At 72.8% G+C, this 24,544-nt stretch carries 22 protein-coding genes and 1 pseudogene; 16 read left to right on the plus strand and 7 right to left on the minus strand.

Annotated elements, in window-relative coordinates; all coding sequences use genetic code 11:
- Positions 1–30 precede the first annotated feature (30 nt).
- The 5 genes from IE136_RS09125 to IE136_RS09145 all read left to right on the plus strand — a co-directional run bounded on the left by IE136_RS09125 (position 31) and on the right by IE136_RS09145 (position 4,729).
- On the plus strand, positions 31–540 hold the full coding sequence (locus IE136_RS09125) for an MTB12 C-terminal domain-containing protein (protein WP_229818741.1): 510 nt from the start codon (positions 31–33) through the stop codon (positions 538–540).
- Positions 518–1,804 carry an ABC transporter substrate-binding protein gene (locus IE136_RS09130; protein ID WP_158985884.1) on the plus strand — a complete coding sequence of 429 codons (1,287 nt, stop codon included), beginning with the start codon at positions 518–520 and terminating at the stop codon, positions 1,802–1,804. Before IE136_RS09125 ends, IE136_RS09130 begins: the two co-directional genes overlap by 23 nt.
- Positions 1,805–1,872: 68 nt before the next feature.
- Positions 1,873–3,144: a glycosyltransferase gene (locus IE136_RS09135; protein ID WP_189600058.1), complete on the plus strand. Its 1,272-nt coding sequence runs from the start codon at positions 1,873–1,875 to the stop codon at positions 3,142–3,144.
- Between the two features lie 66 nt (positions 3,145–3,210).
- Positions 3,211–4,215 carry a helix-turn-helix transcriptional regulator gene (locus IE136_RS09140; protein WP_189600059.1) on the plus strand — a complete coding sequence of 335 codons (1,005 nt, stop codon included), beginning with the start codon at positions 3,211–3,213 and terminating at the stop codon, positions 4,213–4,215.
- Between the two features lie 295 nt (positions 4,216–4,510).
- A complete protein-coding gene (locus IE136_RS09145; RefSeq protein WP_158985878.1) occupies positions 4,511–4,729 on the plus strand; it encodes a proteinase inhibitor I78 in 219 nt (72 codons plus the stop codon).
- Between the two features lie 90 nt (positions 4,730–4,819).
- Here the strand turns inward: IE136_RS09145 and IE136_RS09150 are convergent, their stop codons facing one another.
- Positions 4,820–5,899 (minus strand): phosphatase PAP2 family protein, encoded by a 1,080-nt coding sequence (locus IE136_RS09150; RefSeq protein WP_189600060.1) that lies wholly within the window; start codon positions 5,897–5,899, stop codon positions 4,820–4,822.
- A gap of 405 nt (positions 5,900–6,304) precedes the next feature.
- Here IE136_RS09150 and IE136_RS09155 point away from each other — a divergent pair, with 405 nt between their 5' ends.
- Positions 6,305–8,002, plus strand: coding sequence for an MFS transporter (locus IE136_RS09155; RefSeq protein ID WP_158985874.1), 1,698 nt, complete (start codon positions 6,305–6,307; stop codon positions 8,000–8,002).
- Between the two features lie 36 nt (positions 8,003–8,038).
- On the opposite strand, the gene IE136_RS09160 is transcribed toward IE136_RS09155, so the two are convergent.
- The gene (locus IE136_RS09160) at positions 8,039–8,473 is read right to left on the minus strand and encodes a cell division protein SepF (RefSeq protein ID WP_189600061.1); all 435 of its coding nucleotides are present in this window, start codon (positions 8,471–8,473) and stop codon (positions 8,039–8,041) included.
- Between the two features lie 362 nt (positions 8,474–8,835).
- Between IE136_RS09160 and IE136_RS09165 the strand changes: the two genes are divergently transcribed.
- The 3 genes and pseudogenes from IE136_RS09165 to IE136_RS35485 form a co-directional block, all read left to right on the plus strand.
- The gene (locus IE136_RS09165) at positions 8,836–10,119 is read left to right on the plus strand and encodes a DUF5685 family protein (protein ID WP_189600062.1); all 1,284 of its coding nucleotides are present in this window, start codon (positions 8,836–8,838) and stop codon (positions 10,117–10,119) included.
- A gap of 68 nt (positions 10,120–10,187) precedes the next feature.
- Positions 10,188–10,355, plus strand: coding sequence for a hypothetical protein (locus tag IE136_RS09170; protein WP_373309039.1), 168 nt, complete (start codon positions 10,188–10,190; stop codon positions 10,353–10,355).
- A pseudogene (locus IE136_RS35485) lies at positions 10,352–10,627 on the plus strand (hypothetical protein); the annotation flags it as partial. The gene IE136_RS09170 and the pseudogene IE136_RS35485, both read left to right, overlap by 4 nt.
- On the opposite strand, the gene IE136_RS09175 reads toward IE136_RS35485, so the two are convergent.
- Positions 10,623–10,793: a hypothetical protein gene (locus IE136_RS09175; RefSeq protein ID WP_162467813.1), complete on the minus strand. Its 171-nt coding sequence runs from the start codon at positions 10,791–10,793 to the stop codon at positions 10,623–10,625. The pseudogene IE136_RS35485 and the gene IE136_RS09175 sit on opposite strands and share 5 nt — an antisense overlap.
- A gap of 86 nt (positions 10,794–10,879) precedes the next feature.
- On the opposite strand from IE136_RS09175, the gene IE136_RS09180 reads away from it, so the two are divergent.
- From IE136_RS09180 to IE136_RS09190, 3 genes are all read left to right on the plus strand, one after another.
- Positions 10,880–11,680 (plus strand): DUF1684 domain-containing protein, encoded by an 801-nt coding sequence (locus IE136_RS09180; RefSeq protein WP_158994103.1) that lies wholly within the window; start codon positions 10,880–10,882, stop codon positions 11,678–11,680.
- A 174-nt stretch (positions 11,681–11,854) separates the two neighbouring features.
- Entirely contained in the window at positions 11,855–12,733 is an 879-nt protein-coding gene (locus tag IE136_RS09185; protein WP_189600064.1) for a S1 family peptidase, read from the plus strand.
- Between the two features lie 170 nt (positions 12,734–12,903).
- Positions 12,904–13,815, plus strand: coding sequence for a S1 family peptidase (locus IE136_RS09190; RefSeq protein ID WP_158985866.1), 912 nt, complete (start codon positions 12,904–12,906; stop codon positions 13,813–13,815).
- A gap of 192 nt (positions 13,816–14,007) precedes the next feature.
- On the opposite strand, the gene IE136_RS09195 is transcribed toward IE136_RS09190, so the two are convergent.
- A complete protein-coding gene (locus IE136_RS09195; protein ID WP_189600065.1) occupies positions 14,008–14,964 on the minus strand; it encodes a GNAT family N-acetyltransferase in 957 nt (318 codons plus the stop codon).
- 130 nt (positions 14,965–15,094) lie between these two features.
- Positions 15,095–16,129 (minus strand): DUF3533 domain-containing protein, encoded by a 1,035-nt coding sequence (locus IE136_RS09200; protein WP_189600066.1) that lies wholly within the window; start codon positions 16,127–16,129, stop codon positions 15,095–15,097.
- A gap of 159 nt (positions 16,130–16,288) precedes the next feature.
- On the opposite strand from IE136_RS09200, the gene IE136_RS09205 reads away from it, so the two are divergent.
- The 3 genes from IE136_RS09205 (at position 16,289) to IE136_RS09215 (ending at position 21,812) form a co-directional block, all read left to right on the plus strand.
- Positions 16,289–19,801, plus strand: coding sequence for a DNA polymerase III subunit alpha (locus IE136_RS09205; protein ID WP_189600067.1), 3,513 nt, complete (start codon positions 16,289–16,291; stop codon positions 19,799–19,801).
- Positions 19,798–20,757: a DNA polymerase Y family protein gene (locus IE136_RS09210; RefSeq protein WP_158985860.1), complete on the plus strand. Its 960-nt coding sequence runs from the start codon at positions 19,798–19,800 to the stop codon at positions 20,755–20,757. The genes IE136_RS09205 and IE136_RS09210 overlap by 4 nt, the downstream gene beginning before the upstream one ends.
- A gap of 176 nt (positions 20,758–20,933) precedes the next feature.
- The gene (locus IE136_RS09215; protein WP_189600068.1) at positions 20,934–21,812 is read left to right on the plus strand and encodes an esterase/lipase family protein; all 879 of its coding nucleotides are present in this window, start codon (positions 20,934–20,936) and stop codon (positions 21,810–21,812) included.
- Here IE136_RS09215 and IE136_RS09220 read toward each other — a convergent pair.
- On the minus strand, positions 21,809–22,843 hold the full coding sequence (locus tag IE136_RS09220) for a lytic polysaccharide monooxygenase auxiliary activity family 9 protein (RefSeq protein ID WP_189600069.1): 1,035 nt from the start codon (positions 22,841–22,843) through the stop codon (positions 21,809–21,811). The two genes, IE136_RS09215 and IE136_RS09220, sit on opposite strands and share 4 nt — an antisense overlap.
- Positions 22,844–23,016: 173 nt before the next feature.
- Here IE136_RS09220 and IE136_RS09225 point away from each other — a divergent pair, with 173 nt between their 5' ends.
- Positions 23,017–23,811 carry a DUF72 domain-containing protein gene (locus tag IE136_RS09225; protein ID WP_158985854.1) on the plus strand — a complete coding sequence of 265 codons (795 nt, stop codon included), beginning with the start codon at positions 23,017–23,019 and terminating at the stop codon, positions 23,809–23,811.
- On the opposite strand, the gene IE136_RS09230 is transcribed toward IE136_RS09225, so the two are convergent.
- Positions 23,790–24,461: a response regulator gene (locus tag IE136_RS09230; protein WP_158985852.1), complete on the minus strand. Its 672-nt coding sequence runs from the start codon at positions 24,459–24,461 to the stop codon at positions 23,790–23,792. The two genes, IE136_RS09225 and IE136_RS09230, sit on opposite strands and share 22 nt — an antisense overlap.
- Positions 24,462–24,544: the final 83 nt, after the last annotated feature.

Genomic DNA, 24,544 nt, shown 5'->3' on the forward strand with positions numbered 1-24,544 from the left:
CGGCCAGGAGGACACCCGGTGGTGAGCCAGATGGTTCTCGAACGACACGGTGGACGCTCCCGTCTCGTCGCCCTGGCGGCGGCCGCGGCCCTGGTGCTCGGACCGGCCCTCGCGGGGTGCGGCGACGGCGACGGCGGCGACGGCGAGGCACCGCCCGCGACGCTGCCGACCGCCACGGACCGACCGCGCGACCCCGAGGCGGCCGAGGCGGAGATCACCAAGAACTGGACGGCCTTCTTCGATCCGAAGACCCCCACGGACGAGAAGGTGAAACTGCTCGAGAACGGTGAGCGGATGCGGACCGTCCTCGCCGCCTTCGCGGGCGACAAGAACGCGGCCATGACCTCGGCGAAGGTCAAAGGCATCGAGTTCACCTCGCCGAACGACGCCGACGTGACCTACGACCTGCTGGTCGGCGGGGCCGCGGCCCTGCCCGACTCCAAGGGCACGTCCGTCCTCCAGGAGGACACGTGGAAGGTGTCCGTGAAGACCCTCTGCGGTCTGGTGCAGCTCAGCGGTGCGTCCGTTCCGGGCTGCTGAGGCGCTCGCGGCGCTGCTCCTCGCCGCGCTGCTCGCGCTGACCGCGGCGTGCGGCAGCAGGCTTCCGGAGGACGCGTTCAGGGAGCGCCCCGCCGCCCGCCCCTCCGGCGGTGAGCCGCTCCGCGTCGGCATCATCACCAGCGCCACCAGCCCCGTCGGCGGCGACGCCCTCACCGGGCCCCGCGACGGCGCCCGGGCCTGGTTCGACGCCCTCAACGCGCGCGGCGGGCTGAACGGACGCCGGGTCGAGGTCATCACCTGCGACGACGGCGGCAGCGGTGTCGGCAACAACGCGTGCGTGCACCGGCTGCTCGACGAGCGGAAGGTGTTCGCCCTGGTGGCCACCACCGCGCTCGACTACGCCGGCGCCCCGCGGGTCTCCGAGTCCGGTGTCCCCGACATCGGCGGCCAGCCGCTCACCCCGGCGTACGAGACCTATCCGCACCTGTACGGGATCTACGGCAGTTCCGCCCCGCGCACCGGCACGGCGCCCGGCTGGGGCGGCGTCCTGTACGGAGGCACCGAGGTCTACCGCTGGTTCAAGCAGGAGTACGGCGCCCGTACCGCCGCCGTCGTCGCCTACAACCAGGCGGCCTCCACCTCGTACGCCCGTCTGATCGCCGACGGGCTGCGGGCCGAGGGATACCGGGTCGTCCACGAACAGGTCGACTTCGCCCTGCCCAACTTCCGCGCCGTCGCCGCCGATCTGCGGGCCCAGGGCACCGACCTCGTCTTCGACGCCCTGGACACGCACGGCAACGCGCGGCTCTGCGAGGCGATGGAGGCGCTCGGGGTCCGGGTCGCGGCCAAGGTGACGAATGTGCAGAACTGGTCCTCCTCCGTGCCCCGCGACCACGCCGAGTCCCCCGGCTGCCGCGCCGCCCTGCACGTGACCGGCTCCAGCCGGAACTTCGCGGACACCGGGCATCCGGCGGTGCGGGAGTTCAGGGCGGCCATGGGCGAGCGGCCGCTCTCCCAGTGGCAGTTGGAGGGCTGGGCGGCGGCCATGTGGTTCACGGACGCCGCGCGCTCCTGCGGGGACCGGCTCACGCGCGCCTGCGTCGAGGAGTTCCTCGACCGCCCGGAGCCGTACACCGCCCGAGGGCTGCTCCTGCCCGTACGGTTCGAGAAGCTGGCCGAGCCGCCGAAGACCCGTCACACCTGCCTGTCGGTCGCCCGTTGGCAGGACGGGAGGGGCTGGGTCACACAGGGAGAGATGACCACGAACTGCGCCACCGTCCCCCAGCTCGGCTACCGGCCGTGAACCGGGACCCAGAGCGGGCAGTACAGTCGGCCCGACCGACCACAAGACCGGGGGGAACCGGCAACCCGATGCGCATCTCGTTTCTGCTCCACAACGCCTACCACATCGGCGGCACCATCCGGACGACGTTCACGCTGGCCCAGGTGCTGGCGGAACGTCACGACGTGGAGATCGTCTCCGTCTTCCGGCACCGCGACGAGCCGATCCTCGGCGTCCCCACCGGCGTGACCCTGCGTCACCTCGTCGATCTGCGGAAGAACAGCCCCGGTTACGACGGCGACCACCCCGACCACGCCCGCCCCGCCCGGGTCTTCCCGCGCGGCGACGGCCGCTGGAAGCAGTACAGCGCGCTGACCGACGCCCGGATCGGCGAGCACCTGGCCACCGTCACGGCCGACGTGGTGGTCGCCACCCGCCCCGGCCTCAACGTCCACCTCGCCAAGCAGGCCCGGCGCGGCCCGGTCCTGATCGGCCAGGAGCACCTCGTCCTCACCGGCCACACCTTCCGACTGCGCCGCGAGATCCGCCACCAGTACGCGCTCCTTGACGCCGTGACCACCGTCACCGAGTCCGACGCCCGCGCGTACCGGGAGCTCGGCATTCCGGGCGTACGGATCGACGCGGTGCCCAACAGCGTGCCCGCGCCGAAGGTGGGGCCCGCCGACCCCGCGGCGAAGATCGTCGTCGCGGCAGGCCGGCTGACCCGGATCAAGCGGTACGACGTGCTGATCGACGCCTTCGCCGAGGTTGCCGCCGCCCACCCCGACTGGCGGCTGCGGATCTACGGCACCGGGGACGCGGTCGACGACATGCGGCCCGCGCTCGCCCGGCGCATCGAGGAACGCGGCCTCGGGGAGAACGTCTCCCTCATGGGCTGGGCCAACCCGATGGAGCCGGAGTGGGTGAAGGGCTCGATCGCCGCCGTCACCTCGCTGCGCGAGTCCTTCGGCATGACCATCGTCGAGGCGATGCGATGCGGCCTCCCCGTCGTCTCCACCGACTGCCACGGCCCCCGCGAGATCATCGAGGACGGGGTCGACGGCCGGCTCGTCCCGGTCGACGACGTCTCCGCGGTCGCCCGGGCACTGCGGGAACTGATCGAGGACGACGAGCTGCGGGCGAAGACCGCGCGGGCGGCGCTCATGGCGTCCGAGCGCTTCGACCCGGCCCGCATCGCCGCCCGACACGAGGAGATCTGGACGGAACTCGTCGCCCGAGGCCCGTCCGGCCGCCCCCACGGCCGGACGGCCGCCGGACTCCACCGCGCCGTCGGGTCCGCCGTCGACGCCGGCTACGAGCTGAAGCGCCGGATCGGGGTCCTGGTGCGCCGCTTCCGCTGACCTCCCGTCGGCGGCGAGCGGGATCGAGGACCGCAGCTGTCCTCGACCACTGGCAGACTCGGCGCCATGTTGGAGACCTCCGCACGGCTGCTGCGACTGCTCTCACTGCTCCAGGCCCACCGCGAATGGTCCGGCGCGGACCTCGCCGAGCGGCTCGGGGTCACGCCCCGGACCGTGCGGCGTGACGTCGACCGGCTGCGTGAACTGGGCTACCCGGTCAACGCCAGCCCCGGAACCGGAGGCGGGTACCAGCTCGGCGCCGGTGCGGAGCTGCCCCCGCTGCTGCTCGACGACGAGGAGGCCGTCGCCGTCGCGGTGGGGCTGCGCACGGCGGCCGGCCACGGTGTGGAGGGCATCGGCGAGAGCTCCGTGCGCGCGCTCGCCAAGCTGGAGCAGGTGCTGCCCGGCCGGCTGCGGCGACGGGTGAGCACCCTGAACGCCTTCACGGTGCCGATGCTGCGCGCCCCGCGGGACCAGGTCGACCCGGAGGTTCTGACCGAGCTGGCGAACGCCTGCCGGGACAGCGAGCGGCTCCGCTTCGCCTACCGCGACCACGACGGCGCCACCACTCGCCGCACCGTCGAACCGCACCGCCTGGTCTGCACCGAGCATCGCTGGTACCTGGTCGCCTGGGATCTGGACCGCGTGGACTGGCGTACGTTCCGGGCCGACCGGATCGAGCCCAGGCCGCCGCACGGCCCCCGCTTCCCACCCCGTGAGCCGCCCGCCCGGGACCTGGCCGCGTACGTCTCCCAGGGTGTCTCGGTCGGCGCCTACGCGGCGGAGGCGACGATCCGCCTCCACGTCCCCCTGACCGAGGCCGCGCGGGTCGTCGGGCCCATGGACGGCGTCCTGGAGCCGGACGGGGAGGGGGCCTGCCTGCTGCGAACCGGCGCGGGGAACCTCGACTACCTGGTCATCCACGTGGTGATGACGGGCTTCGAGTTCGAGGTGGTCGAGCCGGCCGTGCTCGAAGGGCGGATGCGGGCGATCAGGGACCGGATCTCCCGTGCCCTGGACCGGACCGCCGAGGGGGCCGCCGCCCGGTCCCGCGAGCGCCGAGGCGATTGAAGTATGTGTACGTCCTGCGGGGGAATGGTGAATGCCGGGACGCTCGTGCCGCGCTCCGTCAATTCACGTGAGCGGTACGCGCGACGGAATTCCGGGAACCCTTGCCGGAACTACCGGAAGAGGGCGGGAATTGCTGGAGATACGACCGGAAACTGCCCTTCCGGGTGACGGTCCTCGCGTCAAACATATGTCGAGAAGCTGTGACACAAGCGTGACCGGTGAGGTACATGGCCTTGCTGGGAGATCTCTTCGCTTCCGCTTCCGTCACCGTCCGGGGCCGCCTAACGTGAAGCCCATGACACCGATGCCGAGCTCTTCCGTACCGCCCGAAGACGTCCCTCCGGAGTCGTATGTGGGACTCCCCTCGGGGCGCGCCGAGCAACTGGCCCGGGACCGCGGCTGGCATGTGGTGCGGTCGCTGCCCCCCGGCTCGATCATCACGATGGAGTACCTGGAGGGGCGCATCAACTTCGAGGTGAAGGACGGCACCGTCACCCGCTGCTGGCTCGGCTAGCGGCGACCGGCGAGCGACCGGCCAGGACATGGGAAGGGCCCCGGCCGTGCGGCCGGGGCCCTTCCTCACGGGGTCGTGGTCGTCGGGTGCTCAGCCGCCCGTGAGCGGCCGCGAGTGCGGCGGACGGCGACTGCCGGCCGGGGTGACCGGCGTCCGCTCCGAGCGCACGGCATGCGTCCCGTGCCCGGCATGTGTGGAGTGTCCCGCGTGCCCGGCGTGCCCGTGCGTGGAGTGCGCGCGGGGTGCGGTGAGCGGCGGTGCCAGCCGGCCCTCAGAGGCCGGCCGGCTCTCGCTCCGTACGGACGTGGTCCGGCCGCTGCCGGCGCCGACGGTCTCCCGGACCGGTTCCTCCGTCCCCATCGAGGGCTGCGGAATCAGCACCGGGCGGGGGCCACCGCTCGCGACGGGCAGCGAGGGCACCAGCCGGCGGCGGGCCCGCAACTGCTCGCGCAGCCGGTCGCGCAGGCTGAGGGTCATCGACTCCGCACGGCCGATCAGCGGCTCGCACCACGGCAGGGCGAGCAGGATCAGCAGCCCCGCGGCCCAGCCGAGCAGTACATCGCTCAGCCAGTGCGTCCCGAGGTAGACCGTGGTGAGGCCGACACCGAGCGCGACCACGGCCGAGAGGGCCGACAGATAGCGCCGGGCCCTCGGCGTCGTCGCCAGATAGGCCAGGATTCCCCAGGTCACGACCGCGTTGGCGGTGTGTCCGGACGGAAATATATCGCCGCCGGCGAAGAGCTCGGCGGAGCCGATCTGCGTCGCGTAGTGGGGACCGAGACGGCCGAGTCCGAGCTTGACCGCGCCGACCGTGACGTTGAGCAGGAGCAGCGCTGCGCCGAGTGTCAGCAGCGGCCGGAGGGTGTGCTGGCGCCAGGAGCGCCAGCCCAGCCAGGCCGCCACCATCACGGCCGTCGGGCCGCGCTGGCCGAGGACGACGTAGTAGTCGAGGAAGGCGTGCAGCTCCGGCCACTGCTGATAGGGCCGGAAGAGCATGATCTTCCAGTCGAGGGTCACCAGCCACGTCGAGAGCAGCACGGCCACGACGATGGCCAGATAGAACGCCAGCGTCCCGCCGAAGAGGGCGAGACGCGTGCGGGTCATCCGCGGGACCTCTATCTTCGGCGGTTCCGGCTCCCGGTCCAGCCGGGCAAAGATGTCGGTACGCACCCAATCGACGTTACAGGGAGTGAGTAGCGACCCAGGTCGATCCGGTCTCTTCGTGATGACGATGTGATGTGGAGTAGGTCTCAGCCCCGGCTTATTCCTGCCGTCTGTCGGAGAATCTGATGACCTTCCGCCCTATTGTCGGCGGGTGACTTTCCGGAACTCTGTTTGTACGCCGCGGAAATGCTTCAAACGGTTGTCCGGATGGAATTCCACGCGACGCGCGGAGCGGGTGGAGTGGCGTACGCCACACTCCGTGGCCCGCCGGGGTGAGAGCTGCGCCACGCGCTCGGGCCTTGAACTCGCGTACGCTGACGGCTCACTCGCCCGTCGATGCCGGGCCGCCCCGAGGGCGCGACCCCCGGCCGGTGCCCGCCGAGCGCGAGGGCTTCACTGGGAGGTACGTACATGCAGCGGACGATCACGGCCGGGGCACGACTCCGCGCCGCCGGCGGCGGCGCCAACCGCTGGGTCGTCCTTGTCGTCCTCTGCGTCAGCCTGCTGCTGGTAGCGCTGGACGCGACCGTGCTCCACGTCGCCGTCCCCTCCCTCACCGAGGACCTGCGCCCCAGCTCCACCGCGCTGCTCTGGATCGTCGACGCCTACCCGCTGATCTGCGCCTCGCTGCTGATCCTCTTCGGCACCCTCGGTGACCGGGTGGGACGGCGGAGAGTCCTGCTCCTCGGTTACGCGCTGTTCGGCGTCGCCTCCGCGGTCGCCGCCCTGGCCACCGTGCCCGAGGTGCTGATCGGGGCGCGTGCCCTGCTCGGCGTCGGCGGCGCGATGATCATGCCCGCCACCCTCTCGATCCTCCGGGCCGTCTTCCCCGACCGGCGCGAGCGGGCCACCGCCATCGGCATCTGGACCGCGGTCGCCGCCGTCGGCGCCGCCACCGGCCCCGTGCTCGGCGGTTTCCTGGTCGAGCACTACTGGTGGGGCTCGGTCTTCCTGATCAACATTCCGCTGATGGCGCTGATCCTGCCGCTCGGCCGCTGGCTGCTTCCCGAGTCCAAGGGCGGCGGCGACGGCCCCTGGGACGTCCTCGGCGCGCTCATGGCCGCGGCCGGCGTGCTCGGCGTCGTCCTCGGGGTGAAGCGGATCGGCGCCGGCGAGAACCTGCTGGCACCGCAGACCGCCGCCCCGCTTCTCCTCGGAGCGGCGCTGCTCATCGTCTTCGTACGGCGGCAGGGGCGCCGGGCGCAGCCGCTGATCGACATGCGGCTCTTCTCCCGCCCCGCCTTCACCACCTCCGTCGGCTGCATCGTCCTCGCCATGCTGGCCCTGGTCGGCCTGGAGCTGATCGCCGTCCAGTACCTCCAGCTCGTCCTCGGCCTCACCCCCCTGGAGACCGGGCTCCGGCTGCTGCCGCTCACCTTCGCCGCCATGGCGGCCGGCGCCACCGGCTCCTACACCCTGCGCCGGATCGGACCGCGCCGGATGGTCGGCTGGGGCTTCGTGCTCACCGCCGCCGCCGTACTGCTCCTGGTGCTCATGGGGCAGCACGACCGGCCGCTGCTGCTCACCGTCGGCTTCGTGCTGCTCGGCTTCGGGCTGCAGACCACCCTTTTCGCCGCGTACGAGTCGATGCTCAGCGAGGCCCCGCCGGAGAGCGCGGGCGGCGCCGCGGCCATCGGCGAGACCTCGTACCAGCTCGGCGCCGGCATGGGCATCGCCCTGCTCGGCAGCGTGATGAACGCGGCGTACGCTCCTGGGCTCTCCGCCGTCCCCGGCGTCCCGGCCGCCGCCGGCCAGGCCGCCGCGAACTCGCTCGGCGAGGCGTACCAGGTGGCCGACCAGCTCGGGGGCGCGGCCGGCGGGGCGCTCTACCACGCGGCCCGGCACGCCTTCGTCGACGGACTTCACCTGACCCTGTTCGTCAGCGCCGGCCTGCTGCTCCTCGGTGCGCTGATGGCGCTGCGGCTGCCGCGCGTGATGGAGTGCCCGGTGGATCCGGAGGACCTGACCGTCGCCTCCGAGCCGGTACGCCTTCCGGTCACGCGCGAGCCGGTGGCCCGCGAGTCCTCCACCCGCGGCGGGTCGTCCACCCGCGAGCCCGTCACGTGCGAGCCGGTCGAGCCGGCCGGCTCCGGACGGCCGGCGCACTGAGCCGTACGATCCGTGGCGCCGGCCGCGGGGCCCGACTCAGCTCTGGTTGAAGAAACCGTCCTGCGCACGCCCCGCGGCGTCTCCGCTGATGATCTGCGTGTCGGCGGGGGTCAGCAGGAAGACCCGCGTCGCCACCCGCTCGATCGATCCGCGCAGGCCGAAGGCGAGACCGGCGGCGAAGTCCACCACCCGCTTGGCGTCGGAGGGCTCCATGGCGGTGAGGTTCACGATGACCGGGACGCCGTCCCGGAAGAGCTCGCCGATGCCACGGGCGTCGCGGAATCCGTCCGGGGAGACGGTCGCGATCCGGCGTCCCTGCTCCTGCGCGGAGTCGGACGCGACCCGGACGCGCGGGTCCGTCACCCAGGCGTCGCCGCTCTCGGCACCTTCGGCGTACTCGTCGTCGTAGTAACGATCGTCGCTGTCCTCGACGAGTCCCAGCCAGGCACTGGCCTTGCGCACCGATCCCATGGACGCCTCCTTTCAACGCGGTCACTTGTGGTTCCGCATGTCCCTATCGTCGTCCATGATGCGGATCGCGCGCCAAGTGGATAGTCGGCGCGCGAGGGTTTCGTGACGGTACTGGTGCAGAATGTGAGGCCCTGTTTCTGTCGATTCGTCAGGAAACTTGCGGTATGCGGGGCCTGACGGGGGGTCGCCAGGGATTGCGCAACTTAAAATATGAAAGTCGGGCCAGAAGGGTGACTGCCGGAGCGTCCGGGTGAACGACGGGCTCGATACGATGCCTGCCGCACCGCCGGCACGGCACCGGCACCGCACCGGCGCGGCACCCGCACAGCGACGGCGTACGCGCGACTCACGGGGGAGTCCTCATGTTCGGAATCGTCAGGCCCTGCACGCACCGGCTGACCGACGGGCTCAAGACGGAGTGGATGGCCCATCTCTGCGGACTCTGTCTGGCACTTCGGGCCGACCACGGGCAGTTCGCCCGGGTGGTCACCAACTACGACGGCCTCATCGTCTCGGTTCTGACGGAGGCTCAGGCGGGGGTCGCCTCCGGCACACGGCGTACGGCGGGCCCCTGCCCGCTGCGCCAGATGAGGACCGCGCCCGTCGCCAGGGGAGAGGGCGCGCGCCTCGCCGCGACGGTGTCGCTCGTGCTCGCCTCCGCGAAGATACGCGACCACGTGGCCGACGGTGACGGGCTGTTGGCCCGCCGCCCGGTGGCCGCGGCGGCCCGCCGGGTCGCCAGGTCCTGGGACCGGGCGGGCGCCCGTACGGGACGGGAGCTCGGCTTCGACACGGCGGTCCTGGTGGACGCGGTCGACCGACAGACCGGGATCGAGGCGCTCGCCGGGCCCGGCACGCCTCTCCTCGCCGTGACCGAGCCGACCGAGACGGCGACGGCGGCCGCCTTCGCGCACACGGCGGTCCTGGCGGGCCGGCCGCGGAACGCGGCGCCGCTGGCCGAGGCGGGCCGGCTCTTCGGCCGCCTCGCGCATCTGCTGGACGCCGTCGAGGACCAGCGAGCCGACGCCGAGTCGGGCGCGTGGAACCCGCTCACCGCGACGGGCACCTCCCTGGCGGAGGCCCGCAGGCTGGCGGACGACGCGCTGCACGGGATACGGCTCGCGCTGCGGGACGCGGAGTTCGTCGACGGCAAGCTGGTCCACGTCCTGCTCGCGCACGAGTTGCGCAGCTCGGTGGACCGGGCGTTCGGCACGACGACGTGCGCGCACGGGGCGGCCGCGTCGGCCGGGGCCGGGCAGGGCGATCCGTACCAGGGCGGAGCCCCCGGACCGTACGGCCCTCAGAACCCCTACGGGGGCGGCAATCCTTACGGGGGCGCTCCCGGCAACCCGCACGGCGGCGGGGCGGGTGGACCGTACGGCGGCACCCCCGGCGGGCCCTACGGTGGCGGGGCCGGGGGGCCGGGCGGGCCGCCGCCGCAGTTCGGTGGCGGCGGCCCCCAGCAGCCCAGGCCGCGCGGTTTCCTCGCCGGATGCGCCGCCTTCACCTGGCTGTTCTGCACCTGCCAGATCTGCTGTGCCAAGGAGTACGAAGGCCCCTGGTCCCGGAAGAAGCGCGAGGGCTGCTGCCGGGACTGTGACGGCTGTGGCAACTGCGACTGCTGCTGCCCCTGCGACGGCTGCTGACGGTCCGTCCGCCGCATCGGACCGTCCGGCGGGCTACTTCGCCGGCGCCGGAATCTCCGGCGGAGCTCGTGCCCGCCCGGCCCGAGCGGGACCTGGAGCGTTTCGTGGGGCGAACGGTGGCGTTGCTGAGGGGGCGCGGCCTGTTCCGTGCCTCCTACGAGGGAACCACCCTGCGGGAACACCTCGGGCTCGCCCGCCCGCTCAGCCGGTACGCGACGGCGGGAGGAGCGGCATGAGCACGTCCGACGGGTACCGCGGCGAGAGCGGGAGCCGGGGGAAGAAGACGCGGATCCATCTCGCCGCGCACTTCCCCGGCGTCAACTCCACCACCGTCTGGGCCGATCCGCGCTCCGGTTCGCAGATCGACTTCTCCTCCTTCGAGCACCTGGCGCGGACCGCCGAGCGTGGGCTCTTCGACTTCTTCTTCCTCGCCGAGGGGCTGCGGCTGCGCGAGCACGGCGGTCGCATCCACGACCTGGACGTCGTCGGCCGGCCCGAGTCGATCAGCCGCGGCCCTGGAGGAGCACGTCGCCACGGACGCCGCCGACGGTTTCGTCCTCGTCCCGCACCTCACCCCGGGCGGTCTCGACGACTTCGTCGACCCCGTCGTCCCGCTCCTGCAGGAGCGCGGGGTCTTCCGTACGGGGTACTCCGGCACGACGCTCCGTTCGCACCTCGGGCTTCCGGCGCCCGTGTGGAAGGGTGGAACACCATGAGCACGGAACCTCAGCGGGACGCGTCCGAGGACCCGTCCCACGACCTGTCCCGGGACGCGTCCCAAGCCGCGCGACAGGACTGGCGGCACTGGCACGAGCAGCGCGTGGCCGCGGTCGCCTCGTCGTACGGCCCGCTCTCCCTCACCGGCACCTACTGGCTCTCGGACCACCCGGAGGGTCGAATTCCGGCCGTGCCCGGGCTGTGGCGGGAGGAAGGCGACGAGGTGGTCCTGACGGCGGGCGCCGAGGACGCCATCACCGTCGACGGAAAGCCCCTGATCGGCAGCGTCCGACTCACCGCCGACCACGCGCCGATCCACGAGTCCCGGGCCGAGTCGGCCGGGCGGCGGCTCGTCGTGCTGCGCCGCGAAGGGCACTGGGCGGTACGGGACTTCGACCCCGAGTCCGCGGCGCGCCGGAGTTTCCGGGGCATCGAGGCCACGCCGTACGACGAGCGCTGGGTGGTGCCCGGCACCTTCCGTCCGTACGAGGAGGTGCGCAGCGTCCGGGTCGAGAACGCGGACGGCAGGGAGCGCGGACTCGGCCTCTCCGGCGAGCTCTCCTTCGAGATCCGCGGCGTCGAACACACCCTCCAGGTGGCGGTCGAGGAGGACGGCACGCTGTGGGCGGTCTTCGCGGACGCCACCAGCGGGCGGGACAGCTACCGGTTCCGCTTCCTGCGCACGGCCCCGCCGGCGGCGGACGGCTCGGTGACGGTCGACTTCAACCGCGCGCTGCTGCCGCCGTGCGCCTTCGTGGACCACTTCATCTGCCCCTTCCCGCCGCCGGGAAACACCCTCGACACCGCGGTGCCGGCCGGCGAGCGGCGGGTGGCCGAGGGCTGACCCGGTCTTCTTCCGGTACGGGCGCCGACGGCCACGGGGTCGTGCGGCGCCCGTTCGGTGTGCGGTCTTGTGCGTCCGGCATTCGGGGGCCACTATCGCAGGCGGTGCATGTCAGGAACACGTCACCTGATGGCGCCTCACGGGCCCGCCACCCACGGGCCCCTCCGCTTTCCCATGAGGAGACCCGTGAGACCAGTGAGGATCAAGCGCACCCGACTGCTCGCCGTCGCGGCCGGCCTGGCGGCCGTCACCGCCCTCGGACTCCCCGGCGCGACGCACGCGGCCCCAGCCCCCGGGCCCGCCGGAGCCGCCCAGCTCGCCCGCGCCGACGCCGCCGTGCTCAAGGCCGGCGTCGAAGGTACCGCGTGGTACGTCGACCGGGCCTCCGGCCGGGTCGTCGTCACCGCCGACTCCACCGTCTCCGACGCCGGCATCGCCAAGATCAGGCGGCAGGCCGGCGCCGACGCCGGCGCGCTCACCGTCCAGCGCACCCCCGGCGTCTTCAAGCCCCTGCTCGGCGCCGGTGACGCCATTTACGGCAGCGGCTACCGCTGCTCCCTCGGGTTCAACGTCCAGAGCGGCGGCACGTACTACCTCCTCACCGCCGGCCACTGCGGCAACGTCGTCAAGACCTGGTACGCCAACTCGGCCCAGTCCACGCTGATCGGCGCCACCGTCGGCTCCAGCTTCCCCGGCAACGACTACGCCCTGGTGCGCTACGACAACGCCTCGCTGAGCCACCCCGGAGGCTTCACGGCGGCCGACGCCTACGTCGGCGAGCCCGTCAAGCGCTCGGGCTCCACCACCGGCACCCGCAGCGGCACCGTCACCGGTCTGAACGCCACGGTCCACTACTCCGGCGGCGGCACCGTGCGCGGCATGATCCAGACGAACGTCTGCGCCGAGCCGGGCGACTCCGGCGGCGCGCTCTACGACGGCACCAAGGCGCTCGGCATCACCTCCGGCGGCAGCGGGAACTGCTCCACCGGCGGCACGACCTTCTACCAGCCGGTGCCCGAGGCCCTCGCCAAGTACCGCGTCAGCCTGTACTGATCCCCAAGCCTCTCAGGCCGCCCGGTAGTTGAGCGTCGTACGGCCGAAAGGCGCCCTTGCGGCGCCGGCCCGGACGGCCCGAGACTCCCCCACAGCGCCGGCCCCCGGCCGCGCCTCACGGGTCCGAAACCCCACTGCGGACCCCCGATTCCCCTCTGGAGGAACGACAAGTGAGGATCAAGCGCACCACCCCCACCACCCCCCGCGGCGGCGCCACGAGACGGATCCGTCTCCTCGCCGTCACCACCGGTCTCGTCGCCGCGGCGGCCCTCGCCGTCCCCACCGCGAACGCCGACACCGCCCAGACGTTCAGCGCGACGCAGCTCTCCGCCGCGGGCGACGCCGTCCTGACCGCCGATGTGGCCGGTACCGCGTGGCACGTCGACCAGACCACCAAGACCCTGGTCGTCACCGCCGACTCCACCGTGTCGCAGGCCGAGATAGCCAAGATCAAGCGACAGGCCGGCGCCAACGCCGGCGCGATCCGCATCGAGCGGACGCCCGGGAAGTTCAACAAGCTGATCTCCGGCGGAGACGCCGTCTACGCCACCAGCTGGCGCTGCTCCCTCGGCTTCAACGTCCGTGACAGCGCGGGCAACTACTACTTCCTGACCGCCGGGCACTGCACCGACGGCGCCGGCACCTGGTACTCCAACTCCGGCCGGACCACCGTGCTCGGCTCCACCTCGGGATCCAGCTTCCCGAACAACGACTACGGCATCGTCCGGTACACCAACAGCACCGTCACCAAGTCCGGCACCGTCGGCAGCGTGGACATCACCAGCGCCGCCAACGCCACCGTCGGCATGTCCGTGACGCGCCGCGGCTCCACCACCGGCACCCACAGCGGCTCGGTCACCGGCCTCAACGCCACGGTCAACTACGGCGGCGGCGACATCGTCTACGGCATGATCCGCACCAACGTGTGCGCCGAGCCGGGCGACTCCGGCGGCCCGCTCTACTCCGGCAGCCGCGCCATCGGTCTCACCTCCGGCGGCAGCGGCAACTGCTCCTCGGGCGGTACGACCTTCTTCCAGCCCGTCACCGAGGCGCTGAGCGCGTACGGGGTCAGCGTGTACTAGGTCGTGTCCGGCAAGTGGCGCCGTCTGCCCGCGGGGCAGGCGGGACTTCACGGACACGGCCTAGCCGGAGGCGGTACCTCCGCAGCACCATGACCCGGCAGTGGACGAGGTCCCCCGGCCGCACGACGGCCGGGGGACCGACTCGTGGCTCTGCGGGGGAACGCCGTCGACGGGGAAACCCGCGTGTCGCGCCTACTTCGCCCCTGCGTCTCCGAGCGGGCGGGCGAACTCCCGCCGGTCGGCGAAGTTCACATAGCCGGCCCGCTCGAACGACTTGGCCATCGCGCGGTTGGCCGCGTCGCAGTCCCCGCGGATCTCGGTGGCGCCGTGCGCGGCGAGGACCCGGGTGCCCCGGACCACGACCGAGGTGGCGTACCCCTTGCCGCGGTGGGCCGGCGCGACACCGACGAAGCCGATCACGGGCACGCTGGGGTTCTCGGCGGGGAGGCTGATCACGGCGACGGTGCCGTCCGCGTCGTAGCCGAGCTCCCACCACTCGGGCTCGTGCTTCAGCTCGGCCGTCTCCTCGAAGAGCAGCTCGGCCGCGCGGCGCGGCCCGTGCCGGCGTACGTCGTCCGCGAGCCGGGCGTCGGCGGTGTCCGTGAGCAGCTCCTCCAGTACGGCGACGAACGGCTCGGGGCCGAGTTCGGCGAGCGAACGGAAGGTGAGGCGCGGGTCGTCGGCCGGAAGCTCCCCGGCCGCCGGTACGTCGAGACGGAACCGCCGCCCGTCACGGACCTCCCGGAATCCCGCACGCCGCAACAGCGCGCCCCGGCGTTCCGGGTCCCGCTGGAACTGCGGCGCCTGCGCGGGGGAGTCGACGACATGCTCCAGCTCGGTGGCGCCCAGCTCCCGGGCCTTGGCGGCGGCCGCGTCGAGGAGGGCGGTCCCTGTCTCCGGCGCGTCCGCGGGCGCCTCGAACAGCACGACGGCGAGCGGGACCTCATGCCCCGGTATGGTCCACAGCACCGCGCTGCCGACCGTCCGTCCGTCGCCGTCCTCGGCGACCAGGCACCACTCGGGCCGGGTGCACCCGCTGTCGAGGAGCTGGGCGAGGTACTCCCGGGTCGCGGTGTTGCGCTCGGTGTCGCCGGGGTGCTCGACCAGAGTGGGAAGTTCGCCGGAACGGGCGGTACGCACGAGAGTCACGGAGAGCCTTGTCGGTCGGGGAAGGAGGGGTGCCGCCACGCGAACCTAACGGCCCGACCGGAGACGGACCAGCCCTTTTCGAAGGGTCAACGGCTCACGCTCCGGCTCACCTCCCCCTCCTGTTTCCGGCTCACCTCGCCGAGCCGGCCTCGCCGGCGATCCGCTCCGACTCGGGCGTGCGCTTCAGCGAGGACATCACCAGCGTGATCACGCTGCCCACGACGGCCCAGGCGGAGAGGACCAGGAGTGAGCCGGTGAGGTCATTGCCCTTGAAGTACGCGATCGAGCGCGCCGCCCAGGTGCCCGCGCCCGGGGGCAGGGCGGGGCCGATCGCGTTCCAGAACGGGGGCAGCATCGGCAGCGGGAAGGCGCCGCCCGCACTCGGATTGCCCGCGATCACGATCAGCAGGATCGCCAGGCCGATGCCCACGATGCCGAAGACCGACTGCAGGGCCAGGGTGGCCGCGCCGACCGCGAAGACGACCAGGGCGCCCAGGCCCCACAGGGCCGCGAGGCTGCCGGGCAGCGCCCCCAGGATCGGGCCGACGACGACCGCGCCGCCGAGGCCGCCGAGGACCGAGTAGAGCGCCAGCACGCCGAGCCTGATGATCGCGCGCTCGCGGTTGGCGGGCCGCGAGCCGGCGCTGATGGCGAGGATCGCGGCGCAGATGTAGCCGCCGACGCACCAGCCGACGACCAGGTAGAACGCCGAGAGGCCGTCGAAGTCCTGCTTCGAGGCCGGGGCGATGTCGACGGTCCTGAGCGTGCGCCGGTTGGCGCCCTCGACCTGGGTGAAGAGCGTCTCCAGGGCGGAGGAGAGCACCGTTCCGCCGCCGGAGGCGACGAGCAGGGTGTCGGTGGTCCCGCCGGGGTTCACCACCAGGGCGCCGTCGAGTTCGCGGTTCATGATCTGCTTCCGCGCCTGGGCCTCGTCCGCGACCGTCCGGGGATCGAGCGGTTCGCCGGGGAGCCTCTCGAGCCGCCCGAGGAGCTGAGCGGAGACCTGCTGCGGTGCGACGACGCCGAAGGGGACGTCCTTCGGCGTCGGGTTGTGCAGCGCCCCGACGTACGAGGCGATGAACAGCAGCTGCAGGGCGAGCACGCCGACGACGAGCACGGCTGCTCGGGGGGTGACGGCGCTCTTCAGTTCCTCGACGAGACTCATGCCCCCACGCTCCGGGGCGGGACGTGTTCCCGCAGGTGGGCTGGGGCCGAACGGATGACGGGGAGGGCGCGCCCCGCATATCGTACGGGCGTTCGAAATGGTCTATGGTGAAGAAGAGGGGGGTGGGAACGTACGTACGAATCGATGCGGGAGGTGCGCATGCCGGAGTTCACGCATCTGCACACCGCGTCGGGCTTCTCCCTGCGCTACGGCGCCGCGCACCCCGGGCGGCTGGCCGAGCGCGCCGCCGAGCGGGGCATGGACGCCCTCGCCCTCACCGACCGGGACACGGTCGCGGGCGTGGTCCGGTTCGCGAAGGCGTGCGCCGAGGCAGGGGTGCGCCCCTTGTTCGGCGTGGACCTCGCGACCGACCCGGCCGGTCCCGGCTCGGGTTCGGGCCGCTCGGGTTCGGGCCTCGGCGAGAGCGGCCCGGGCAGGACCTCCGCGCGCCGCGTCCCCGTCCGTGGCGGCGCCTTCGTCGACGAGTCCGCGCCCCGCGTCGTCTACCTCGCCCGCTCCCGGGTGGGCTGGGCCGCGCTCTGCCGGATGATCAGCGCCGCCCACGCCCGGGACGAGAGCGCGGGGACGGCGAGGGGCGACACGGCCGACAGTCCGCTGCTGCCCTGGAACGTCAACCACGGCGACGACCTGACCGTGCTGCTCGGTCCCGCCTCCGATGTCGGCCGCGCCCTCGCCGCCGGCCGCCCCGACCGGGCCGCCCGGCTGCTCGCCCCCTGGCGCGAGCGGTACGGCGACGCCCTGCGCCTGGAGGCCGTCCACCACGGCCGCTCCGGCGCCGGCCCCGGCTCCCTGCGGCTCGCCGCCCGTACCGTCGGCTTCGCCGCCGAGCAGGGCGTCCGCCCGGTCCTCGGCAACGCCGTCCGCTACGCCGACCCCGGCCAGGGCCCCGTCGCCGACGTCCTCGACTCCGCCCGCCGCCTGGTCCCCGTCGACCCCCGCAAGGAGCTGGACAGCGGCGAGGCCTGGCTCAAGGGCGCCGGGGACATGCTGGCCGCCGCCGAGCGGATCGTCGAGGCCGCCGGATTCCGCCGGGACACCGCGCACCGGCTGCTCGAGCAGACCCAGGCGGTCGCCGCCGACTGCCTGGTCGACCCCCAGGACGACCTCGGCATGGGCTCCGCCCATTTCCCCGAGCCGTATCTCGTCGGCGCCGAGCGCCGCACCGCCCAGCGTGTGCTGGCCTCCCGGGCCGCCGCCGGAATGGTGCTGCGCGGGTACGACAGACGCTCCGACCGGCGGGTGTACTGGGACCGGATGCACCGCGAGCTCGACATCATCGCCCACCACGGCTTCGCCACCTACTTCCTGACGGTGGCCCAGGTCGTGGACGACGTGAAGCGGATGGGGATCAGGGTGGCCGCGCGCGGTTCCGGCGCCGGCTCGCTCGTCAACCACCTCCTCGGCATCGCCCACGCCGACCCGGTCGAGAACGGGCTGCTGATGGAACGCTTCCTCTCCAAGAACCGCACCGCCCTGCCCGACATCGACATCGACGTCGAGTCCGCCCGCCGTCTGGAGGTCTACCGGTCGATCATCGACCGCTTCGGCACCGAGCGGGTGGCCACCGTCGCCATGCCCGAGACCTACCGGGTGCGCCACGCGATACGGGACGTGGGCGCGGCCCTGTCCATGGATCCGGCCGAGATCGACCGGATCGCCAAGGCCTTCCCGCACATCCGGGCCCGTGACGCGCTCGCCGCCCTCGACGAACTGCCCGAACTGCGCGCGCTCGCGGGCGAGAGGCAGAAGTACGGCAAGCTCTGGGAACTGGTCGAGGCCCTCGACAAGCTGCCGCGCGGGATCGCCATGCACCCGTGCGGGGTGCTGCTCTCGGACGCCTCGCTGCTCACCCGTACCCCCGTCGTGCCCACCAGCGGCGAGGGCTTCCCCATGTCCCAGTTCGACAAGGACGACGTGGAGGACCTCGGACTGCTCAAGCTCGACGTGCTCGGGGTGCGGATGCAGTCCGCGATGGCCCACGCCGTCGCGGAGATCGAGCGGGCGACCGGCGAGAAGGTGGACCTCGACGACCCGAAGCAGGTGAAGCCGGGCGACCCGAAGACGTACCGGCTCATCCAGTCGACCGAGACCCTCGGCTGCTTCCAGATCGAGTCGCCCGGCCAGCGCGACCTGGTCGGCCGGCTCCAGCCCGCCACCTTCCACGACCTCGTCGTCGACATCTCGCTCTTCCGGCCGGGACCGGTCGCGGCCGACATGGTCCGCCCGTTCATCGAGGCGCGCCACGGCCGGGCCCCCGCCCGCTACCCGCACCCGGACCTGGAGGAGGCGCTGAAGGAGACGTACGGCGTCGTCGTCTTCCACGAGCAGATCATCGAGATCGTGCGGATCATGACCGGCTGCGGCCGGGGCGAGGCGGACCAGGCGCGGCGCGGGCTCTCGCACCCCGAGTCGGAGGGGCGGATCAAGGTCTGGTTCGGCCGGCGGGCCGCGCGACGGGGGTACGACCCCGAGACGATCGCCCGCACCTGGGAGATCGTGCAGGCCTTCGGCTCGTACGGCTTCTGCAAGGCGCACGCGGTGGCCTTCGCCGTGCCGACGTACCAGTCGGCCTGGCTCAAGGCCCATCACCCGGCGGCCTTCTACGCCGGGCTGCTCACCCACGACCCCGGGATGTACCCGAAGCGGCTGCTGCTCGCGGACGCGCGGCGGCGCGGGGTGCCCGTGCTGCCGCTGGACGTGAACCGGTCCGGGGCCGCCCATCGCATCGAACTGGTGTCCGAGTCGCCTCGGGTGTGGGGGCTCCGGCTGGCCCTCGCCGACGTCCACGGCATCAGCGAGGCGGAGAGCGCGCGGATCGAGACGGGACAGCCCTACGCCTCGCTGCTCGACTTCTGGGAGCGCGCCCGTCCGCGAAAGCCGGTGGCCGAACGCCTCGCGCAGGTGGGCGCGTTGGACGCCTTCGGCGCCAACCGCCGGGATCTGCTGCTCCACTTGACCGAACTCCACCGCGTCCAGCGCGGAGCCGCCTCCTACGGCGGTCAACTCCCGCTCGCCCAGGGCCGGAAGACCGCTCCCGTCGGGCTGCCCGACCTCGACGAGTCGGAGCGGCTCAGTGCCGAGCTGGGCGTCCTCGGCATGGACGCCTCCCGTCACCTCATGGACGACCACCACGCCTTCCTGCGCGAACTCGGCGTGGTCTCCGCCAAGCGGCTGCGCGAGGCCCCGCACGGGCAGACCGTCCTGGTCGCCGGCGCCAAGGCGGCCACCCAGACCCCGCCGATCCGCTCCGGCAGGCGGGTCATCTTCACGACCCTCGACGACGGCACCGGCCTGGTCGACCTCGCTTTCTTCGACGACTCCCACGAGGCCTGCGCGCACACCGTCTTCCACTCCTGGCTGCTGCTCGTCCGGGGCGTGGTGCAGCGGCGCGGCCCGCGCAGCCTCAGCGTGGTCGGGTCCGCGGCCTGGAACCTCGCCGACCTGGTGGACCTGCGGGCCGCCGGAGGACTGGAGGCGGTCGGGGAGCGCCTCGCGGCGCCCCTGCCGTCCGGAGAGGGTGACAGCGGCCGCCGGATCAAGATGTCGACCGGGTACGAGATGAACCCCTGGGCCGACCTCCAGCCGGCCGGCGAGGGCGCGGCGACCCCGCCGCGGAAACTGTGGCACAGCAGTCCGGGGAGCGCGGGATGATCCTCTGTGTACGGTTCCGGCTGGAACCCCTCCATGAGCCGTTGCTGCCGCGACTGGTGGACCTGCTCGGCGAGTTCACCCCGGTCGTCGAGGCCACCCCGCCCGACACCCTCCTCGCCGACGTGCGCGGCGCGCTGCGCTACTTCGGCTGGAGCCCGACGGAACTGGCCGCGGTGGTACGGGTCAGGGCGCTCGCCCTGTACGGCGTCGACTGCGTCGTCGGGGCCGGCCCGAACCCGATGCTGGCCCGGATGGCGGCCCGCGAGGCGCGCCCCGGCGCCACCCTGGTCGTCGACGACCCGGCGGCCTTCCTGCGGGACCGCCCCGTCGACGCGCTCGACGGGGTCGGCCGCACCACCGCCCGTACCCTCGGCGCGTACGGACTCGACTCCATCGGCCGGGTCGCGGACGCGCCGCTCGCCGTGCTCCAGCGGCTGGTCGGCGCTAAGACCGGGCGCGAACTGGCGGAGCGGGCGCGGGGCGTCGACCGCACCCCGGTCGTCCCGAACGCGCTCTCCCGCTCGATGGCGGCCGAACGCTCCTTCCACCGCGACGAGCTGGACCCGTCGGCCCACCGCAGGGCGCTGCTCTCGCTCACCGAGGAGCTGGGCCTCCGGATGCGGACGGAGGGGCAGATGTGCCGCTCCCTGACGGTGACCGTGCGGTACGCGGACCGGTCCACCACCGTCCGCACCCGGACGCTCCCCGAGCCGACCGCGCACACGGCGGCGCTCACCGCTCTCGCGTACGCGATCCACACGTCGTTCGGGCTGCAGCGGGCCCGGGTGCGGGGGATCGCGCTGCGCGCCGAGGGGCTCGCGCCCGCGGAGGGGGCCGCGCACCAGCTGACCTTCGACCCGGCGGACGAGAAGGCCCGGCGGATCGAGGCGGTGGCGGACCGGGCACGGGCGAAGTTCGGGCCGCGGGCGGTGCTGCCCGGGGCGCTGGCGGCCTGACCGGCCTGCTCCTACTCCTTATTGACGAGAAGTCACTTTTTACCGACGCGTAACTTCCCAGTGAACGCTACCCGTGCGTAGCTTGTCGGGAACGCATCCCCACTTGTGGTCCGGACCGCAGGGCGTACTGCATTCGTTCGTCCCAGACTCCCCTTGAGCCGCAAGGAGATCGTCCGATGCTGCCCTGGAAAAGACGCGCCGTCCGAGCGCTGTCCGTCCTCCTGCTGACCGCCGCCGCCACCCTCGCCCCCACCGCCTCCGCCTCGGCCCGGGACACCGCCACTGCCGCCGCCCCGAACCGGGGCTGGAACGACTTCTCCTGCAAGCCCTCCGCCGCGCACCCGCGCCCGATCGTCCTCGTCCACGGCACCTTCGGCAACTCCGTGGACAACTGGCTGGGCCTCGCTCCGTACCTGGTCGGCCGGGGGTACTGCGTCTTCTCGCTCGACTACGGCCGGCTCCCGAACGTGCCTTTCTTCCACGGGCTCGGCCCGATCGACAAGTCGGCAGAACAGCTCGACGCGTACGTGGACAAGGTGCTCGCGGCCACCGGAGCCCCCGAGGCAGACCTCGTCGGCCACTCGCAGGGCGGCATGATGCCGCGCCACTACCTCAAGTTCCTCGGCGGGGCCGAGAAGGTGCGGGCACTCGTCGGGATCGCCCCCGACAACCACGGCACCACCCTCCTCGGCCTCGCCGAGCTGCTGCCGTACTTCCCCGGCGCGGCGGAGCTGCTGAGTGAGAAGACCCCCGGCCTCGCCGACCAGGTGGCGGGCTCCCCGTTCCTCACCAAGCTCAACGAGGGCGGGGACACGGTGCCGGGAGTCACGTACACGGTCATCGCGACCAAGTACGACCAGGTCGTCACGCCGTACCGCTCCCAGTTCCTCTCCGGCGACGACGTCACCAACGTCCTCATCCAGGACAAGTGCGCGCTGAACCTCTCGGAGCACGTGGCGATCGGGACGGTGGACCGGATCACGTTCCACGAGGTGGCCAACGCCCTCGACCCGGCCCACGCGACCCCGACCACCTGTCTGTCGGTGATCGGCTAGCGGCTGTGGCGGCCCGCCGGCAGCGACCTGCGGCGGACCGTCGCGAAGAGCACCGCAGCACCCAGCGCCAGGACGGCGGCGCCGCCGACCGCGAGGTACGGGGTCGAGGCGTCGCCCCCGGTCTCGGCGAGGTTCTCGCCGGAGCCGGCGGCGGCGGGCTCGTTCGGCGCGACCGGCTCGGCGGAGGCGGTCGCGGCCTGGGCGGAGGGCGCCGTCCCGGCCGGCTCGGCGGGCGCGGTCGCCGGCGCCGCGGCGGTCGCCTTCGCACCGGTCTCCGCCTTGTCGTCCCCGTGCCCGCCGTGCTCGACCGACGACTCGTCCTTGCCGTCCTCGATCTGACGGTCGGTCGGCGGCGTCGCGGTGGGAGCCGGAGCCGTGCCACCGCCGCCCCCGTTGTCCGCGCCGAAGACGACGTCGGAGCAGGTGTAGAACGCCTCGGGCGAGTCGGAGCGCTGCCAGACCGAGTAGATCAGGTGCCGGCCGGACCTGTTCGGCACGGTCCCGTCGAAGACGTAGTCACCGCCCTCCATCCGCGGGTCGGTCACCGTGGCGAACGGCTTCTCCTCCAGGTCCGACCACGTCAGCGGCTTCGACGGGTCGTAGCCGTCCTTGGTGACGTACAGCTCGAAGGATCCCCGGTGCGGAGCGGTCCCCTTGTAACGGAAGGTGTGCTTCCCGGCGTCGAGCCGGCTCGCCGGCCAGTCACCGCGCGCCAGGTCGAGGCCCCGGTACTTGTCGTTCCCGGCGCTGCACAGCTCGCCGTCCGGGATCAGCTCACGGTGCTTCCCCGCGGCGTTGGCGATGTTCACCGCGTTCCAGTCGTAGAACGCCTGCGCCCCGCTCGCCGCGACCGCGGCCTTGCACGCCGCCGACTTCGGGCTCTCCGGCCCCTCCGCGTAACAGGCCGAGACCCGGCTCACCGGATCCGTCATCGACCCGTGCGCGACGGCCGGCCCGGAGGCCAGACCGACCGTCGCGAGCGGCGCCACCCCGAGGGCGAGTACGGCGGAGGCCGTGCGGCGAACGGTCATGGTGAGCAACTCCTTCGAGGGGGGAACGTGGGGCCGCTCAGCAAGCTAGTCGCCGAGAACCGCGAAATCGGCCGCGGAGAGGGGGCGACGGCGATCCTTATGGTCGCTTTAAGGAGCCGCTAAGCGGCACAATAGAAAGATCGGCTGGGCCGTCCCGAGAGGTGGACCGGAGCATGCCCGTACTCGTCGGAACCTCGGGGTGGCAGTACCGGGACTGGCGCGGGGTGCTCTACCCGCCCACGACCCCGCAGCGGCTCTGGCTCGAGGAGTACGCCGGGGCCTTCGCCACCGTCGAGAACAACAACGCCTTCTACCGGCTGCCCACGGCCGAGACCTTCCGGTCCTGGCGGGACCGGACGCCGGAGGGCTTCGTCATGGCGGTCAAGGCCAGCCGCTACCTGACGCATCTGAAGCAGCTGCACGACCCCCGGGAACCGGTGGCGCGGCTGCTGGACCGCGCGGCCGGGCTCGGCGACCGGCTCGGGCCCGTGCTGCTCCAGCTCTCCGGCCGGTTCCGGGAGAACGTCGAGGCGCTGGACGCCTGCCTGCGCTGCTTCCCCCCGGACGTCCGCGTCGCCGTGGAGCTCCGCCACCCCTCCTGGTGGGAGGCGGAACACGCCCTGCGCGCGGTGCTCGAGCGGCACGGCAGCGCGCTGTGCTGGGCCGATCGATGGTCGCGCCCGGTGACCCCGCTGTGGCGGACCGCGTCCTGGGGGTACGTACGGTTCCACGCCGGCCTCGCCAAGCCGCCGCCCCGCTACGGCCGGCAGGCGCTCGCCTCCTGGGCCGGACGCCTCGCCGACACCTGGCCGGACGAGGCAGAGGTGTACGCGTACTTCAACAACGACACCGGCGGCGCGGCGATCGCCGACGCCGCCCACTTCGCCCGCGCGGTGTCGGCGCTCGGCCGGACCGTGAGCCGTACCCCGGCGACGACCGGGACCCGTCAGCCCCCGAGCCGCCGGTAGCGGCGTTCCGGGCGTCCCGTCCCCCCGTACCGCAGGGTGATCTCCGCCCGGCCCGTCTCCGCGAAGTACTCCAGATAGCGCCGGGCGCTGACCCGGGACAGGGAGCCCGCCTCCGCGCACTCCGTCGCCGACATGCCCTCCGGATGGGCCCGCAGGATGCCGTCCACCAGGTCCGCCGTCGGGGCCGCGAGGCCCTTGGGAAGCTCGCGGGACCCGGGCGGCCGGGCCCCGAAAATCTGGTCCACGTCCTCCTGGCGGGCCTCGTCCAGCTCGTCCAGCCGGCTGCGCAGCGAGGCCACGTGCCGCAGCTGCTCCTGCAGGGCCGCCTGGTTGAAGGGCTTGATCAGATAGTGCAGCGCCCCCGCGCGCAGCGCCGAGCGGATCATGCCCGCGTCCCGCGCCGCCGTGATGAACAGCGCGTCGACCCCCAGGCCCGCCCCGCGCAGCTCCCGCAGCACACTGATCCCGTCCATGTCGGGAAGGAAGATGTCGAGCAGGACCAGATCGGGACGCAACAGGTCGGCGGCGCGCAGCGCCTCGGCGCCGCTGTGCGCGACTCCGACGACGGAGAAACCGTCCACGGCCGACACATAACGGCTGTGCAGCTTCGCGACCATGAAGTCGTCGTCCACCACCAGCACCTTCGTCACGCCGACACGCTAGGTCGCGACCACAAGGACCACAACGTCCGTTGATTGCGGAAGAGAGACAGCTTCTTAACGCGCAGGCAACA

The organism is Streptomyces lateritius (assembly GCF_014649715.1).
Lineage (GTDB): Bacteria > Actinomycetota > Actinomycetes > Streptomycetales > Streptomycetaceae > Streptomyces > Streptomyces lateritius.

What these genes read in the sequence shown, in the direction of transcription:
- IE136_RS09125 (WP_229818741.1), top strand. Translation starts at nt 31, where the DNA reads ATGGTTCTCGAACGACACGGTGGACGCTCCCGTCTCGTCGCCCTGGCG.
- IE136_RS09135 (WP_189600058.1), top strand. Translation starts at nt 1,873, where the DNA reads ATGCGCATCTCGTTTCTGCTCCACAACGCCTACCACATCGGCGGCACC.
- IE136_RS09140 (WP_189600059.1), top strand. Translation starts at nt 3,211, where the DNA reads ATGTTGGAGACCTCCGCACGGCTGCTGCGACTGCTCTCACTGCTCCAG.
- IE136_RS09145 (WP_158985878.1), top strand. Translation starts at nt 4,511, where the DNA reads ATGACACCGATGCCGAGCTCTTCCGTACCGCCCGAAGACGTCCCTCCG.
- IE136_RS09155 (WP_158985874.1), top strand. Translation starts at nt 6,305, where the DNA reads ATGCAGCGGACGATCACGGCCGGGGCACGACTCCGCGCCGCCGGCGGC.
- IE136_RS09160 (WP_189600061.1), bottom strand. Translation starts at nt 8,473, where the DNA reads ATGGGATCGGTGCGCAAGGCCAGTGCCTGGCTGGGACTCGTCGAGGAC.
- IE136_RS09165 (WP_189600062.1), top strand. Translation starts at nt 8,836, where the DNA reads ATGTTCGGAATCGTCAGGCCCTGCACGCACCGGCTGACCGACGGGCTC.
- IE136_RS09185 (WP_189600064.1), top strand. Translation starts at nt 11,855, where the DNA reads ATGAGGAGACCCGTGAGACCAGTGAGGATCAAGCGCACCCGACTGCTC.
- IE136_RS09200 (WP_189600066.1), bottom strand. Translation starts at nt 16,129, where the DNA reads ATGAGTCTCGTCGAGGAACTGAAGAGCGCCGTCACCCCCCGAGCAGCC.
- IE136_RS09205 (WP_189600067.1), top strand. Translation starts at nt 16,289, where the DNA reads ATGCCGGAGTTCACGCATCTGCACACCGCGTCGGGCTTCTCCCTGCGC.
- IE136_RS09210 (WP_158985860.1), top strand. Translation starts at nt 19,798, where the DNA reads ATGATCCTCTGTGTACGGTTCCGGCTGGAACCCCTCCATGAGCCGTTG.
- IE136_RS09215 (WP_189600068.1), top strand. Translation starts at nt 20,934, where the DNA reads ATGCTGCCCTGGAAAAGACGCGCCGTCCGAGCGCTGTCCGTCCTCCTG.
- IE136_RS09220 (WP_189600069.1), bottom strand. Translation starts at nt 22,843, where the DNA reads ATGACCGTTCGCCGCACGGCCTCCGCCGTACTCGCCCTCGGGGTGGCG.
- IE136_RS09225 (WP_158985854.1), top strand. Translation starts at nt 23,017, where the DNA reads ATGCCCGTACTCGTCGGAACCTCGGGGTGGCAGTACCGGGACTGGCGC.